Source organism: Pseudoalteromonas lipolytica (assembly GCF_003515105.1).
Lineage (GTDB): Bacteria > Pseudomonadota > Gammaproteobacteria > Enterobacterales > Alteromonadaceae > Pseudoalteromonas > Pseudoalteromonas lipolytica.
In genome coordinates this window covers 559351-576087 of record NZ_CP032091.1, presented here as the reverse complement: position 1 = coordinate 576087, position 16737 = coordinate 559351, and the positions used below count along the sequence as shown (strand labels likewise).

Genomic DNA, 16737 nt, shown 5'->3' with positions numbered 1-16737 from the left:
TGTAGCCGCGGTTTTACATCGCACTACACGCTCGCTCTTTGCTTTTAAGCCGCGTATTACTTGTTTAACACTGGCCACAAAGTCGCGCCATCGCTGTCGATAGGGCTTAAAATTTTCAGGCCTAATATATTTGCAATAAGCGGATACACATCTAAGTTACTCACTTCATCAAGTTGCATACCGTTTTTAAACGCAGGGCCGGTGGCAATAAATGTGGCGGCCATATCATCGGTGTATGCGTAACCATGGGTGCCTAAATAAGGCGCCATTTTGCTGTCGGTGAATACGCGCGGTGCAGTCGTTTGTAAAATAATATCCCCCACACGCGGGCCTTTATCGTAATGATAATCACGCTTTTGTTGATCATTTAAAACGATGTATCGGCCATCTGCCGCCTTAGCAAGCTTTTTGCTAAACCCCGCAATATCGGCTTGGCTATCTGGTTTGGCGTAATAAAGCACGCGCGGACCGGTGTTTTTAACAATGAAGTTATCATCCTCTGGTAGCTGACTAATTTTGATGCTCTGTTGGGGATCCACTGTCGACATGCCATGATCAGAAACAATCACCAAATTAATATTCTCATCAAGCGCTTTTAAGCGTGTGTGCAAGTCTGCCATTAGGGCATCTAAGGTTTGTACTGCATCAAAGGTTTGCTTTGCATCAGGGCCATACTCATGCCCCATACTGTCTACCAACGAAAAGTAACTCACCACCAAACGTGGGCGCTTTTCTTTTGGTAAGCTTAACCATTGAATAATTTGATCAACACGTTTTTGGTAATCACTGTGCTTAGAATAGTGATAAAAGTAATCAGGCAACATGCCGTTAAAGCGCGCATCAGACTCTGGCCAAAAATAGGTTGCCGCTTTAACCCCCTGCATTTGTGCAAGGTTCCAAAGCGGAATACCATTTAACCAAGTGCTGTCGTCTTTGCCTTTGCCCATGCTGTAACACTCATTGCGCTGTGTATCGCAAAAACGGTTATCAACAATACCGTGGTTTACTGGCAACAACCCCGTAATAATCGACACGTGATTAGGAAAAGTTTTAGTTGGATAAACAGGGCGCATTTTGGTTGCCCTTACACCCTGTTCACTGATTGCTTTTAACGCAGATGCACGGTGTTTTTCAATGTAATCCCAGCGAAACCCATCAATCGAAATAAGCACAACAGACTGCTCACTATCGGCTTTTACCGTTCCACTTATGATTAACAAACCTGCTAAAAGTAACTGAAAAATACGCATACAAAACCCTTATTAGTTTAATTTTTTGATTCGTTCGAGTATGTTACCGTACTCTTTTGAAAATTTTGTGATCGTGCTTTCAAGCTTTTTCACACTGCGTTTTAAACGTGTACCATTTGCTAAGCTATACATAAATCCCCACAGCCCAGTAACCACACTCAACACAATAAATACCACAACAGGAAAGCCATCTAAATGCTCCACGACTTGCGGGTATTGATCAAGTAACTCAATGCCTGCGTCTGGCACAAGCGCATTCACCAGTGGATAAAAATCTTGCGGGTCTAAATACCAAGCCAAGCCAATTGATGTAAGGCCTAGCATTACCATACGGTTAAAACCATGCACCATACCAAAGCGTTTAACTGATGAGTAATCATATTTAATATCTTTACTCACATTCACCGCATACTCACGGAAGTACTTTGAATAACGCTGTGTTTCTACATCACTGTAGGCATAGTAAACCCAATCACCGACATCGACAGACCCTAATAAGTCTTCACCGGCTTTAAAAATATACGGCTCGCCCGAGGCTGTTTCGAGCATGATCTCACCTTTTAGGGTCGTGCTACGATTACGGTATACCTGAACGCGCTCTGTCACATCGGTGCCAACATAATTACCGCCACGGTAGGTGGTGGTGGTTTCTGTTGTAGTGACTGTTTCACGGGTTTCATTGGCGTGCGCGCTTTGTGCTTTGTCTAATACTTTACCTAGCACGGCACGGTGACGAATAGTGCCCTTTTCATTACGCGCCCACACGTTTTTATGCACATAGTTTGTTTTGTAGTCTAGGCTGTATTCACCCATTATGGCGTGTTCAAGATCAGCAATAGTGGTTGGTTTAACTAAATGTGATTCAGCCTTTCGCTCTGCACTCACCGTTTGGTTTTCTGTGCTTTGCTCGTCATCTGCCAAAACCGATGCTACCGGCTCAACATGCTGCTTAACACCACAACAATAACAGTGTGCGGCATCTTTACTAATACGCTGCTGACACGAAATACAAATTACATCGGACTTACTCGGTAAGCGAGCAAGCATGTGATACCCCAATTGATTTTGACTAGTTGATAACATCACATCGGTGGCCGCTAAAATCGCATCGTAGTGTGCTTCCTTTTTGGCCTTGGCTTTTTTATGGTATTTATGTTCTGCAATAAATACCCCGATAGCGACAGGCAAGGTTGCTAATAATGCCGGCACAAACTCAAGTTTGACAGCAAATAGCATCACTAAAAATGTAATAAAGCCCAATACAAGCCATAACACAGTCCCGCCGGTGTAGGCTCGGTTAATGCTGCTATCCCAACTGCGGTATTGTTGATCAGCAAAGTGCACAATCACAATTGGCATAAAGCGGTTATTCTTCACGACTTTAATCGCGTCGTTGTTTGCTATTCGGTAATTTAGCGTCAAGGGGCTTGGCTGAAATGCAGTGATCACATTGCCCTTTTGTAAATTAGCAATCACCTCTTTTTCAGCATCCACGCTAAACTCGTGAATCTGGCCGTGTTTGTCTTCAACTTCTAACCACCAATAGCCATATAACATATCGTCATTATTGGTTTTATAACGGCGCTTATAGTAGTACATCGATTTAACAACACCGGTAATCGTGCAGGCTTGTGGCGAGTAGTGTTTTACTTCAGCAAGCAAGTCTGGGTTGAGCTCTTCAACCGTGTGCATTTGTCTTTTTTGCTCAAGAGCTTCACCACAATCACAACAGTGAAGATCGGTGGCATACACCGTATTTTGGCAATGTTGCATAGTCATTCCTTGCTTAATTATTTACTTAAATCAATTGTTAATGTTTGCTCGCCAGCCTCTATTTGATGCCAACGACGATACGTTTTATACCCTGGTGCCGACACCTGAATATCGTACGCGCCCGTTTTTAAAGTCATTCCTGGGCGATACTTAGGCCCTATATTCATAATACGAACCGTGGCATTAGGTGCATTGGTGGCAATGGTCAGTTTGGTTTTTTGCTCAACCAAATATTGTCTGCGAGATTGTTGCTCGGCGCTTAAATTTGCCGTGTCGTGACGTAAAATATCAACCTGTGCCAGCGCATGGCTCACCGGGCTAAACCCCTCGTATATATGCAGCTTTTCTTCAAAGGCTAAGCCTAAAGGATGCAGTACCGGCTGGGCATGAAGAGTCCAACGAATCGCGTAGCTAAATACCGGATTACTCGACTCATCCACTTTGTCTAAAAAGTAGTTAACCGGACTTTGCTCATCTTCGGTAAAGCTATTATGAATAAAGAGCACTGGGGCAATTAAAATCACGGCAGGCATTATCAGTTTTTGCAGTACGCTCAGCCATGTTGTTGGCTGCTTTTCTTGGGCAGGTTTAATAAGTTGCCATAATTTCAACGGCAGCTTGCTAAACGTTAAACAAATTAAAAATAACGATAACGACATCGAAATAGGCGGAATAATCACCGAACGCAGCGCCTGTTTACCGTACTGTGCGTACTCACCGCCATCGGCAAATTTACCTTCAGCGCTATTAAGCATGGCTACGTACTTGTCGGTACGTTTTTCAATATTCGGATCGAGCACCTGATCTTTAAAGTTCTTTTTATTCCAGTCTGCGCGAATGTTTTTCACGTATAAGTCGCCCATACGGTCGGCGATTTTGGCTTGAATTTCTGGGTGTAACTGAAACTCAACCCAGCTTAAGTTAGGCTGTAAGCTCATACCCCGTTTGCGCATTTCACTTTGCCATTGGTTTGTCGCTTCTTGTGTGACTTTAGTCGCAACGGCATTAGCAAATACCTGACGTTGATTCACATTCCACGTGCTATCAAGCTCAAGGCCTTTGCTTGCAAAATGGGCACGCAGCTTTTGTTGCGTGGTGTCGTGTGCACGAAACGCCATTAAGTTTTCAAGGGTAAACGGGTAACCCGTTTCTTTAACAAACATCTTATGAAAATTAGGATGCTGTAAAAAACGTAATTGATAATGATCAGGGTCGTCGGTGTATTTATACCGCTTATCTTTAAAGCCGCCGTCGCCACCGGTCGCTAAACTTGCCGCTTGCAATGCAGTGTAAACACCGCCCGTTAGCACACCCATTAAAATAGTGCCTGCGGCGTTTTCTGCCACCGAGACATCTTCTTCAATTAACCAATAGTCTGGCTCAATGTAACCAATACCGGCTTTTAAAATGGTGCTTCGGTAATCGGCCGCTTCACGTTCGTAACAGCGATTACGGCGGTCTTTTTCGCTGCTTTTATCGTAGCGCTCACGGCACTTTGCAATACTATTGTGGTAATCGTATATTTTAGGGCCGTACTTTTGTGCACGCGCAGAGGCTTTAGCAATATGGGCTTTTTGCGCTTGTTGATACTTATTCCACCCGCTGTTGATTTCTTGCTCAACCTGTTGCCAATAACCTTGTTCGCGCTCACCAATGCTGGCTAACGTGTGGTTATATTTTTTACTGCCCTGTGCGTAGGCTTTGTACTTAACCACCAGCTCATCGTACAACTGGCTGTAATTTTTATAATGTTTATCAAAGTCTTGATACGCCTTCTTTTGCACGAAAGAGGCAATAATTTTACGCTTATCTTGCTCAAGGTTATCAGACAGTGCCGCATCGCTATAAAGTAGGCCACCAAACAACGCTAAAAAAGTCAGGTTTTCTGAGCTGTGCAGTTGTTCGGGGTTGTAATCAAGGTCGTTTACTTTAATTGAGTTAATTGCCAAGGCATCACGCAGCGCTGCGCTATAGGTTGCAAACTGGCGTTGCTCAGCCGTTGAGGGTTCTATTAACGTTTTTTCGATGGCGTACTTTTGCCCAAAAAACACCACCGGCCACACAAGGCAAAGTAGCGCAATAAACGAAACAACACCGCGGCCAACTTTAGCAACCATGGCTTTAGGTAAAAAGTCGGCTAATAACAGTGCGACACCAACGCCCGACACCGCACGCCCATAAATTTCGAGGTGCTCTAAATCGGCCGCAGAAGGGGTGCCTAACCCTACGAGCGACACAAGTTGCGCATTAAAAATAGCTTCGGGTAATAAATATAAAGTAGCTAAAACAAGCAGCAGACAGCGCCACCAAAACGGCTTTATTATTGTAGTCATAGTATTGTTCTTTATTGCTTTTTACGTAGTTCTAATTCAACCGCTGGGTCGGTTTCCAAGCTAAAGTCTTCATCGGCTTGGCGTGTGCCAATTTCGAGATTGGGTGCTTTAGGCGTCTGTGTAACCTGTGGAACATAGCTCACTGCTTGAGTCGATTTAAGCGTGCCTCCAACAGCTGGATAAAGCTTGTTACTTTGATACGCTTTAAGCTCGTCTAGGCGCTCTAAATCAAGATCATCGGGCATGCTTGCTATTAACTTAGCGTCGGCTTCATCGCTAAAATAAGGGGTCACGTTTGGCAGCTCAAACACCGAGCAAAAGCCATACACCGTGTCGTCAATAATCACGGAGTCGGGACGCACCGAGCGCGACTGCGCCAGTAAACTGCGCTCATGATAGTCGTGACCGTTAATTGAATAAGTCGCAATCATAATGCCACGCGCCTTGGCACTGGGCTTTAAACGAGCAGCGGTTTGCTTGTAGTGTCGAATATCAAGCACGTAGCCAAAGTTACGCTTCAGCTGTTTTGCTAATTTGTCGAGCTGCAACGGGCTGTCGTAACGCTTTTCACGGTGATAACGATTACCTAACGCTTGCAAGCTTTCGAGCTGTTCTTTGTTACGCTCATAAATAGGGTCACTCCCTGCACCGCGTTTTAAGTCACTGGCAAGCTTGTTCATAGACGCTTTAGCTGGCGACTGAATAAACGCTAAATAAATGTCGGGGTTAATGTCACGCATACGTGTTAAATTGCGCATTTCTAAACTGCTAAAAAAGTAATTACCGCCACCAATGTATTCATACGCCAGGTAGTCGAGCATTTTAAGATCGTTGATCGAAGCGTTTGATTTAATTTCAATATTAAGCTTTTGATGCGGTTTACGATAACGCGCAAAGCTCGATGCTAACTCACGAAAAGAGGCAGGCAAGTCATCACTCAGTAAGCCTGTATCTTGATTGCGCAGGCGTAAATACCCCCACTCTTTTTTATAACTCATCGACTCAATTTTGCGACGCTTGTTGTCGACCGTGCCCGTTTCGCGGCCGGTACGCGCATCGTGGTGTACAACCCACACATCGTCGCGGGTAATACGCACGTCAATTTCAATCACGTCAAAGTTATTATCAATGGCATCAATCACTGCATTAACTGAGTTTTCGGCGTAACGAATCGAACCTCGGTGGCTTTGCAGGTTAAATCCACTGCATTGTCGCGCCGACACATAGTTAATATTGCCAAGTTGGCTCTCAAAAAAGCCTCGGGCAAACAGTGCTTCTTGCTTGGCTTTCACTGCTTGCTTTTGTGCAACGGTGAGCGTGCTTTCAGGAGTCGCTTCTGGGGTACTTTTACAGGCCGTTAAGCCAACACAAATAAGTAAAATGCCGACCAGCAGCAAAGGTTTAGTAAACGAAGTTTGCATCATTGCATTTACAGCCAAAAGGCTTTCCTTTTTTATTAGAGCTCATAAAGAAGTGTGTAAAGCTGAATAATATATGAATAGAGGTCCCGATTTAAAGTAATAACTTTAATTAATCCAAATATTTTAATTTAAGATACAAGCTGTTAGATTAAATTTAATAACTATCGCAGTTTTGATAACAACACTGAGCAGCCTAATAGGAAGCGCCTCGTGGGAATGAAACATGATCGACTTTCGTAAAAAAATTACCCCTGCGCGCGAAATGCGCTCAACCAACACGTTACACACTGCCCTTGAAAGTGATCGGGGGCGCATTATTAACAGTGCCGCCATTCGTCGTTTACAACAAAAAACCCAAGTCTTCCCACTCGAACGCAATGCAGCGGTGCGCTCGCGGCTAACCCACTCTCTTGAAGTACAACAAGTGGGGCGCTTTATAGTGCAAACAATTTTTAATAAGTTAAGCGACGCTCAACAAAAAGAGTATGGCCTTGCAGGCCTAGAAAGGCCCTTAGAGAGCCTTGTTGAAATGGCGTGTTTGATGCACGACATTGGCAACCCGCCATTTGGTCACTTTGGCGAAGCCGCCATAAACCAATGGTTTGAAAAACACTTAGAGTCGCTCACGCCAGAGCGCTGCAAAGCCAGTGGCATACATGTTATTTTTAAGCACCTTGCACAAGACATCAAAAATTTTGAAGGCAATGCGCAAGGCATTCGCATTATTCATTCTTTGCTTTCACTCAACCTAACATACAGCCAAAGCGCCGGCATATTAAAGTACACCCGCCCTGCCAGCATGGCTAAAAAAGACATCCCACAAGACAAAAATTACTTAATGAAAAAAGTGGGTTATTACTTTAGCGAAAAACCCTTTATTGAGGCACTGCAAACCGAGCTTGATATAGAGCAATATTGCCGCCACCCCGCAAGTTACATAATGGAAGCAGCCGACGACATTTCGTATTGCCTTGCCGACATAGAAGACGCTGTAGAAAAAGGCATTATAAACGTTGAACTATTGTGCGAAAAATTAAAAGAGCAATACACGCGCACCTTAACAAACCTCACGCTTAACGACACCAAGCACAGTGACTTTGCCGAAAAAGCCATTGATTACGCACTGAGTAAAGCCGCCGAGCAGCCCTATAACTATAATAGCGAGTTTTTTATTTACCTACGCGTGACCTTGCTACACCCGTTGGTAAATTATGCCGCAGAGCGTTTTGTTGGCAATATTGAAGCCATTTACCACGGCGACTTTAACCAAGCCTTACTGGAAGATCGCAGTCACTTACATGCAGTCACACTCACGTTAAAACAAGTGGCCATTAAACATGTATTTTGCCACAAAGAAGTAGAGCGCCTAGAGCTGCAAGGTTATCGGATCATTAGCGGTTTGCTCGATTGCTACAAACCGTTACTCGCCCTTGACCACGACGCCTTTAAACGGGTTTTAAAAGGCGACCCCCAGTATTTAATTGAAACACGGCTCGTTAAAAAACTCTCAAATAAACACATAAACAGCTACCAAAAAGCCATTGATGCCTTAAAAGCAGAGCCCGATCACTTTGCAGCCTATGAGTTTTATTACCGTTGCAGACTTGTTCAAGATTATATTAGCGGTATGACCGACCAATTTGCTTACGACGAGTACCGCGCTTTAATGGTTATTGATTGATTCATTTAGCTATTTATTTTAATTTGTTAACAAAATGTGGATAAAAAACCTATCAAGGCTTAGAATTAAGTCATTGTTTGGGTCACCAGATTAACCTTACTGGTCAGGAAACTATGCCAATTATAAAAACAACACTTTTACTGATACTTGCTAGTGTAAGTTTCACCAGCGAAGCGCAGTATAATGAGGCCATGTGCATTTTGTTAAAACAACAAATGCATGAATTTCGTAATAATACGAGTAATCGCAATTATCGCTCTGCAGCTCGTAACTATGAAAAGAACTGTAAAAATCCGACGCCTGTCCACAATGTCGAAGCATTTGAAAAGTTAACCGCGCAATCGGCAGAATCAACCCCCATAACCCCCAACAAATCAGTAAGCCCAACAGAGCACTCGGCTGCCATTCAAGGCATTGCTGACGATACTCCAGCACCTGAGCCACAAAACCTCGACGTAACGCAATTAGAGCAAGCAACTCAAGATACGCCGCCCTCATCAGAACCAGAACTCATTTCTGATGTAGCCGCCATTGAACCTGCTGTTGCAAATGTATCAGCGCGTGAAACAACAGATCCAGTGCAGAGCGTACCGCAGCCGCAAAACGAGACTAACGAAGCGCTAACAACGGCGCAGGCAGCAATGCCGCAAACAACAGCATCACAAACAGCAGCGCCGCAGACAAATAATTCAACCGATAACCTTGAAAGCGAGCCCGCATCTGATACACCCCCTGTGTCAGCAACAGAGGCAGAAAAACCAGTCGATGCCGCGCCAATACCTGCAGAGCCTGCACCAACACCACAACCAGCTCCGATGCAAAGCGCCGCGCCTAGTTCGTCAACGTCACTGCTTATGCCCAGTTTAATCGTGCTATTAGTGCTGCTTGTGGCGGGTTTGTTTATAGTACGATTACGCAAAAGTAAACAACAAGACACACACCCTGAACTTGAACACAGCTTACTAGAAGCGCAAGCACTAAAAGCCGCCGCAAACGCAAATAAAGAAGCCGAAGAACTTAAATCGGCCACCGCCGCGATACTTGCAGAGCAAAGCACAGAACAAGCCTCCGACATAGAGAGCGAATTAGAGCAAAGTCGTTCGTTTACAGCCACAGACAACGAAGACAGCAACGATGAGCTTTCGGAACTTGCCCGCTTTAGTGCTGAACGCGACTTTCACGAACAACACACTGATTTTGCCGATGCGGATCAGTTTAATGAGCTTGAACTCGATAACGACGAGACAGAGCCCAAAGATACTGAGCCCACGCAAACTGAAACCTTGTTAAGCAGTTCATCATTCGGCTTCGACGAGTACGCAAAACAAGAACCGCTTACAGACGACGAGCCATTGACCAATGAACTTATTAATGACGAGCTTGAAAGTAACAGTTTTGAAAGCAGCGATTTTAAAAATGACGAGCTTGAACAAGCGCCGGCATTTACTAGCAGTTCATCATTCGGCTTCGACGAGTATGCAAAGCAAGAGCCGCTTACAGACGACGAACCATTGATCAATGAGCTTATTAATGACGAGCTTGAACAAGCGCCGGCTTTTACTAGCAGTTCATCATTCGGCTTCGACGAGTACGCAAAGCAAGAGCCGCTTACAGACGACGAGCCATTGACCAATGAGCTTATTAATGACGAGCTTGAAAGTGATGATCTTGAAAGTAACGTTCTTGAAAACGATAGTTTTGAAAGCAGTGCTCTTGAAAGTAACGAGCTTGAAAATAACGAGCTTGAACAAGCGCCTGCTTTTACCAGCAGTTCATCATTCGGCTTCGACGAGTACGCAAAGCCAGAGCCGCTTACAGACGACGAGCCATTGACCAATGAGCTTATAAATGACGAGCTTAAAAGCAGCGATCTTGAAAGTAACGAGCTTTCAAATAACGAGCTTGAAAATAACGAGCTTGAACAAGCGCCTGCTTTTACCAGCAGTTCATCATTTGGCTTCGACGAGTACGCAAAGCAAGAGCCGCTGTCAGACGACGAGCCTGTAAAAGATGACGTACCAGAGTACGACTTATCATCGTTAATGGGTGACGATTTATCATTTGCCGATCAATTTAGCGACCAGCCATCGCTAGTCACTGAACCTAAGCCATCAAACACCGACGACGATATTAGCGACGACGATTTGGCAAAAGCGTTACAAGCACTTGAGCAAGAACTGTACGAAGAGCCTAAGCACACTCAGGTTGAATATACAGAGCAAAACGATGATGAAACACCAACAGAAACCGAGCAAGAGCAAGAGCCAGCACAGCAAGATGATAACGACGAGCATACCGACAGTAAGCCACACAATCCGTTTGCTAACTTGTCGCTAGACCCTGCGTGGGATCCAAACTCATCAGAAAAACCCTCGTTAGAGAGCAAAGCTAAACAGCCTAAATCTCAAGCCTTGATCGACGCCGAAGAACGCGCCAAACAACTCAAAACCGACGACTAGCGACTAAGGTTTTTTAAAATAAAAAAAGGGAAAGCACCGTGCTTTCCCTTTTTATTTCAGTGTGGTGCGCGGGCGCATTAACCAATGAAAAACAAATATCAACGAAAAGAAAACAGCCACGGCCAGCACACACAAAAGAATAATGTTTTTTGGCAAAAACGAGTCACTCTTGTAGGTGTGGCGCTTTATTTCGCGCTCAGCACTTAACTTTGTTCTTTCGGCTTTACTGGGTAATTTAAACTCATGAAATGAGTCGTTAGATGTTACTTCTGAACGCACCGTTTGGGTGCTCTTTTGCTGCCATAGCATATCAAACTGCTGAAACTGCACTTGCTTATTCTCAATACACCACTCTAAATATTGCACTGACAATGGCTTATTAAGGCAACGAGACGGGATCACATAAAAACGGTCCCATGCGGCCTGCTTGCTAATGTATGCTTGTTCTGACAAGGGTTTCGCTAACGAATTTTCAAGGTAAGCAATATCATGGTTATAAAATGCGAACTTGCGCTCAGCTATTTGCTCTTCGGTTAAACAATTCGATGCAATGCGATCAGATAAGTTTTGAATGCGCTGTTTGTAATCATCAACTTCGTCGAGCAGGTGAGTTTTACGCAGTGCCGATTGCAGTTCACTGCGTTCAGCTTCCATAGCGTGGCATTCAACTGAAGGTGCTGTTGTTTGCGCCCATGACACACACGGCGACAATAACAGAGAGAATAAAATCCGTTTAATCATTAATTTACGTCACTGTAAAATAGATAGGCACAGAGTACCATTTTTAGCTAAAAATTCAATACGGTTGCGTTAAATCTCCGCGCTTCTTTATCCGCTCTTCTTTAAATAATGGCTAAGGTGTATACGCCCCTCGTATTCATTATTTACCTACTGAGCGCTGCCACTATTAAATCATTCTTGCTACAACAGGCAGTACTACCTATTCATTTAATTAAGTGAGCAATCTTGGGGCAATAAAATCCCGTTGATAACACGGCAAACATGTCGTTATTGAGTTGTTCTCGGCAATTGCTCCTGCATTGCGCTACCTCCTGCATCCATGCAGTCATAAACCAGACATTTTAAGCACCGCTAGCGACAGGTTTAATCCCTCAAAACGATTAAGTATTCTTGCGAATTAATATAATGCCGCTTAGTCATTAAAGTGACTGCTGATGCTTATAAAATTGCTCGTCGTCAAGCTCAAATTGGCGCATTAACCAGTCTTTAAAAACCTGCACCTTGTGCCATGTAAAATGCTCTGCTGGCCCCGCTAAATAGTATTTAAATTGGCATGGGTATTCAAAGTCGGGGTAAATTTCAAGCTGCCCAAGTTGTAATTGCGTTTCTATTAGGCGTCGGCGAACGATAGCAATACCTTGCCCTGCAAGGGTTGCTTGTATAACCAATGCCGCATTGTCTATTTCGAGCGAAGGTAACGCATCGGCGTTCATGCCTAATTGCTCTGCAAACGTTAACCAACCTCGTTCGGCATCGGGGCAAATATCTTTTATTAGTTTTTGCGCCATCACTTGCGGCTTAAGCGTTTTAGTTACATCAATTAAACCCGGTTTGTAAGCTAAAAATAAGCTGTCATCGGTTAAAAGCTCGCTTTGTAAGTCTGGGTAATTACCAAGACCAAAGCGGATACCTAAATCAACTTGCCCCGTTGAAAAGTCGGCCAATTGATCGCTAGGTTCAATACGTACTTTTATGTTTGGGTGTTGGTGTTGAAAATCGCTGATACGCCCCAGTAACCAGCCACTAGCAAACGAAGGCAGCACCGATAAGTTTAACGTATTTGGGTGACTGTCTTGGCTTAATGACTGCACACCCGTATGCAAATGATCAAACCCCTTGAGTACATGAGGCAATAATTGCTCGCCCTGACGCGTTAGTTCAACGTAACGCGTATGACGGGTAAATAAAGCACAACCCAGTTGCTGTTCGAGTAGCCGAATTTGTTGGCTCACAGCAGCTTGGCTTACATATAACTGCTCAGCGGCCAGCTTAAAGCTGCCAAGCTTTGCAGCATGCTTAAAATACCAAAGGCTCTTTAAGGGAGGAAGTTTCATATGCACTTATGGTTAATAAAAACTTAAGCATAGGCAATTTTTAATCGTTTGTCAGCATTGTTCTCTCACGTAATACTCATACAGCCAACCGCCATCAATTAAGGATAACTGTTATGAAATACTGCATCATTTTACTCTTTATTTGCCTATCGAGTGCAAGCTATGCAAACCAACCCGCTGTAACACAGCTTGATACCGACGAAGGCTACCCCTATAAAAACTTAATTCAAAAAGTAGAACGCGTTGAAATCAGCTACGTTGAAAACCAATACACCGTAACGTGCCGCGTGAATGTGCAAACACTGCATAATCAATACAATGGCAAAGAGCACACCGTGTCTGCAAAATTATTTGCCAAACGCCCCATGGCCGCCTGCCTCACACGTGACAAAGCCAAACAAATTTTAACCATGCTTTAACCTGTTTCAACCTTGTAAAACTAGGCTACGAATAGCAGTACTTCCCCAGTAGCCTAGTTTTTTTTAGCGCCCAAAATTTCTAACGTCTAACTTCTAACTTCTAACTTCTAACTTCTAACTTCTAACTTCTAACTTCTAGTTTATAACTTCTTCCACTTTCTCAACTTCAACCGGCTCTGCCAACGCATTCTCATAAAACGCGAACACCGCTTTGGTATAAGGCTGAGCATAATGCGCATCAAGCGCAGCTTGCGATACAAACTGCTCCACTAAAAACAAACAGCGCTGCTCCTTACTTGCAAACAACTCGAATCGGTTGCATCCGGGCTCTGCGCGAGTGGCAGCTAAAATGCACTGTAAACGCCCTTTACACTCTTCGAATAACGCCGCTTTAGGGGTGATTTTTGCAACTATATTTATCATACTGATTCCTTACTAAATAACTTTAAAACCCATGTTCTAATAGGCGGTGCCACTGTAAACGCCACCACAAACGCAGCCGGCCACGCATTGGCAAAGGCCTTCATCCAACTTGCTATAAACGTATCGCTTAGGCCTAAATTCACGTATGTAACCCATGCCGATAATAAAAACGACATTAAGAACGAAAACGCCGCAGTAAAAATAAAATGAATTTTCATATGTCCTCCTTGGCGTTACTATATTTGCACAGGGCAAGTGACAACAGTCACGAAAATGCAAACTAAGATTGAGGGAGTCGTATGCTGGATGATCTGCATTTGTTTATTGAGATAGCGCGCCGTAAAAGCATGAGCCAAACAGCAAAAGATCTCGGCTTAAACCTTTCAACCCTTTCTAGGCGCATACAGGCATTAGAAGACAAACTTGGCGAACCATTGCTGCAACGCACCGCCAGAGGCATTGTACTCACAGCCAAAGGTGAAACCCTTTACGATGAACTCGGCCAGCAAGTGCTTGCACTTAATAGCCAATTAAAACAATTAAATGACTCGTCGGGAGCAAAAGACTTTTACCTCCTGTGCCCACAAAATATCATTGCCGGCCCACTCATGAGCGCAATAAATCAGTTTGCCTTAGCCAACCCTGCGCTTAATCTCCACATTTACCCAAGTAATGCCAATAGCCAACTAAGCCAAAAGCGGTTTGACCTAGCGATTAGAGTGGGCGAGCAACAAGATTCAAGCTATTTTCAAAAACGCCTAGGGGCGATTGCCATAAAGCTAATAGTAAAGAAAGGGGCGCCAACATCACGCCTAGTGCTGCCCTATTCAGAGTCGCAGCTACCTAGCGGATTATTAACCGCATTAAAAAATGAATTTGAACAAATAAGCTTTTGTTTTGATATTACAATCGCCAGAAAAATGATCGAAGCAGGCTACGGTGTAGGCATACTGCCCATGAGTGAAATTGGCTGTATAAAAGACACCCACAACTTTAGTTATGTAGAAACGCCCCACAGCATTCCAGCAAGACCAATTTACGCCCTGTGGGCTCACTCGCGCACACCCTCTGCGAATGCGCAGTTATTAATAGCGCAACTACAAACCAGTATTGCGGGTTCACCAAGCTTACAGGGAGAAGTATTAGCGCTTTAAGACTTGCTGCTTGTGTTGTAAAAGAGCCTGTCGCAGCGATTTTATAGCGCGTATTCGCTCTAGGCTTGGCTCTTTAAGATAGCTAATCTAAGATCGACTCTCTAAGCTCGCACATCGCACCTTGGCGCTATTCCGCTCTTGTAGGCGTGAAATTTATTTCGCGCGTTTTTCAATTGCCGCAACACACAAAAATACACCGCCATACCTAAAAGCCACCACCCGTAGAAGCCGTTTTAACGGTGAATCTTTCGCAGCGGTTTTATAGCGCGTATTCGCTCTAGGCTTGGCTCTCTAGTCTTTGCTCTCTATGATCAACTCTCAAATCTCGCACCTTGGCGCTATTCCGCCCTTGTAGGCGTGAAATTTATTTCGCGCGTTTCAATCGCCACAACATCCAAAAACACACCGCCATACCTAACAGCCACCACCCGTAGGAGCCGTTTTAACGGTGAAATTTGGTTATCGAGCTTTTAAGTATTTTAATTAGGAACTAGAATGTTATCTTTCAAAAATACATGATGAAAGGATTTCTCATGCTCCTAAAAGATAAGTCACCCACTAAGTCTAATTCACCTAAGATCCAAGCTGGTGAAAAGCAAGAGCTAGACATCGCATTTTATTTACGTCGAGCATTCAAAGATCATCCTCAAGTCTTCGTCTTTAATGATGTTAAATTTAAGCACAATAACGAAACGGCACAGATAGACCATCTTATTGTTTATACATACGGGTTTATACTAATCGAATCAAAAAGTATTACTGGTGAAGTTGCCATAAATGAACACCAAGAATGGAGCCGTAGCTACCGAGGGAAATGGCAAGGCATGCCATCACCAATAAAACAAGTTGAGCTACAAGTCGCATTACTTAAGAGTTTAGTTATAGACAATGCGCAACATCTACTTCCTAGAATGTTTGGCAAAATACAGCAAAACTTTGGTGGTCGTGAATGGCATAGTCTCTGTGCTATATCGAGTAATGCGATAATTAATCGAGATTGCATGCCTAAATCGCTTGAAGATCGATTAGTTAAGTCAGAGTTTATAGCTGATAAGCTTTTGCAAATTATGAAACTCCCAACTTCAACACCCAATGCATTGCACTTTTTATCAACAAATGCGCGCCCTTGGTTTAGTAAAGAAAGTATCACTAGAATTTGTAAGTTTCTTTTAGAGAAAAATATCGCACCTACTGAACAGCTTATAACTGATACGACATCATTAAACCTTAGCGAGCCCACGCCAATATATAGTGGTGAAACAAAAGCAGAAGCCCTATCAAATAGTGAACAACCAAGAGTTATAAACCTACAATGTAAAGGTTGTGGTAGTGTAAATACTCTTGAAGCTCATTCAGGTCGTTATGGATATTACGTTACATGTTCCAAATGCAATACTAATACTCCAATGAAAGCTCCATGTGTTCAATGCGAGGATGTAAATACTAAAGTAAGTAAGCGCAAAGATGCTTATTCTTTAATTTGTGGTAGCTGTGAAAATAAAGCACTAATCGTATTTGATAATTCTGTCGCGTTGGCGACGGCAACCAAAGAGAAGTAACCGCCGACTTCTCTTTGGAATCTCTCGGCGCCCCGAGGTTCACACTGTTTCCTCAATTTGAATTAATTAAATGAACGTAACCAGCGTAGATAGGCCATCCATGGCCAAGCTACGCTTTCTACAGCATCCATGCTGTTAATTACTCATAATTAATTCAATTTCGGGTGTGAACACGGGGTGTAACCGTAAC

At 43.7% G+C, this 16737-nt stretch carries 13 protein-coding genes; 5 read left to right on the top strand and 8 right to left on the bottom strand.

The window, feature by feature from the left end; all coding sequences use genetic code 11:
- Window positions 1–56: 56 nt before the first annotated feature.
- From D0907_RS18790 to D0907_RS18775, 4 genes are read right to left on the bottom strand one after another with little or no spacing between them, the layout of a single operon-like run.
- Window positions 57–1250, bottom strand: a complete 1194-nt coding sequence (locus D0907_RS18790) for an alkaline phosphatase family protein (protein ID WP_036972487.1) — start codon at window positions 1248–1250, stop codon at window positions 57–59.
- Window positions 1251–1262: 12 nt separating this feature from the next.
- Window positions 1263–3023 carry a hypothetical protein gene (locus D0907_RS18785; RefSeq protein WP_118845013.1) on the bottom strand — a complete coding sequence of 587 codons (1761 nt, stop codon included), beginning with the start codon at window positions 3021–3023 and terminating at the stop codon, window positions 1263–1265.
- A gap of 17 nt (window positions 3024–3040) precedes the next feature.
- Window positions 3041–5356: a carboxypeptidase-like regulatory domain-containing protein gene (locus D0907_RS18780; RefSeq protein ID WP_118845011.1), complete on the bottom strand. Its 2316-nt coding sequence runs from the start codon at window positions 5354–5356 to the stop codon at window positions 3041–3043.
- 11 nt (window positions 5357–5367) lie between these two features.
- Window positions 5368–6795, bottom strand: coding sequence for a glycerophosphodiester phosphodiesterase (locus tag D0907_RS18775; RefSeq protein WP_230236217.1), 1428 nt, complete (start codon window positions 6793–6795; stop codon window positions 5368–5370).
- 205 nt (window positions 6796–7000) lie between these two features.
- Here D0907_RS18775 and dgt point away from each other — a divergent pair, with 205 nt between their 5' ends.
- Together dgt and D0907_RS18765 are read left to right on the top strand one after the other, a co-directional pair.
- Window positions 7001–8458 carry a dGTPase gene (gene dgt, locus D0907_RS18770; RefSeq protein WP_065979264.1) on the top strand — a complete coding sequence of 486 codons (1458 nt, stop codon included), beginning with the start codon at window positions 7001–7003 and terminating at the stop codon, window positions 8456–8458.
- Between the two features lie 113 nt (window positions 8459–8571).
- Window positions 8572–10917, top strand: a complete 2346-nt coding sequence (locus D0907_RS18765; RefSeq protein WP_118845010.1) for a hypothetical protein — start codon at window positions 8572–8574, stop codon at window positions 10915–10917.
- 51 nt (window positions 10918–10968) lie between these two features.
- Here D0907_RS18765 and D0907_RS18760 read toward each other — a convergent pair whose 3' ends face one another.
- The gene (locus tag D0907_RS18760; RefSeq protein WP_141687249.1) at window positions 10969–11658 is read right to left on the bottom strand and encodes a hypothetical protein; all 690 of its coding nucleotides are present in this window, start codon (window positions 11656–11658) and stop codon (window positions 10969–10971) included.
- A 419-nt stretch (window positions 11659–12077) separates the two neighbouring features.
- Window positions 12078–12992, bottom strand: coding sequence for a LysR substrate-binding domain-containing protein (locus D0907_RS18755; protein WP_118845009.1), 915 nt, complete (start codon window positions 12990–12992; stop codon window positions 12078–12080).
- A gap of 113 nt (window positions 12993–13105) precedes the next feature.
- Here D0907_RS18755 and D0907_RS18750 point away from each other — a divergent pair, with 113 nt between their 5' ends.
- Window positions 13106–13411 carry a hypothetical protein gene (locus D0907_RS18750; RefSeq protein WP_036972957.1) on the top strand — a complete coding sequence of 102 codons (306 nt, stop codon included), beginning with the start codon at window positions 13106–13108 and terminating at the stop codon, window positions 13409–13411.
- A 135-nt stretch (window positions 13412–13546) separates the two neighbouring features.
- Here D0907_RS18750 and D0907_RS18745 read toward each other — a convergent pair whose 3' ends face one another.
- Window positions 13547–13834, bottom strand: coding sequence for a putative quinol monooxygenase (locus D0907_RS18745; protein ID WP_036972494.1), 288 nt, complete (start codon window positions 13832–13834; stop codon window positions 13547–13549).
- The gene (locus tag D0907_RS18740) at window positions 13831–14052 is read right to left on the bottom strand and encodes a DUF2798 domain-containing protein (protein WP_065979259.1); all 222 of its coding nucleotides are present in this window, start codon (window positions 14050–14052) and stop codon (window positions 13831–13833) included. The genes D0907_RS18745 and D0907_RS18740 overlap by 4 nt, the downstream gene beginning before the upstream one ends.
- 81 nt (window positions 14053–14133) lie before the next feature.
- On the opposite strand from D0907_RS18740, the gene D0907_RS18735 reads away from it, so the two are divergent.
- Both D0907_RS18735 and D0907_RS18730 read left to right on the top strand, forming a co-directional pair.
- Window positions 14134–14988 carry a LysR family transcriptional regulator gene (locus D0907_RS18735; RefSeq protein ID WP_118845008.1) on the top strand — a complete coding sequence of 285 codons (855 nt, stop codon included), beginning with the start codon at window positions 14134–14136 and terminating at the stop codon, window positions 14986–14988.
- Window positions 14989–15521: 533 nt separating this feature from the next.
- Window positions 15522–16547, top strand: coding sequence for a nuclease-related domain-containing protein (locus D0907_RS18730; protein ID WP_118845007.1), 1026 nt, complete (start codon window positions 15522–15524; stop codon window positions 16545–16547).
- Window positions 16548–16737: the final 190 nt, after the last annotated feature.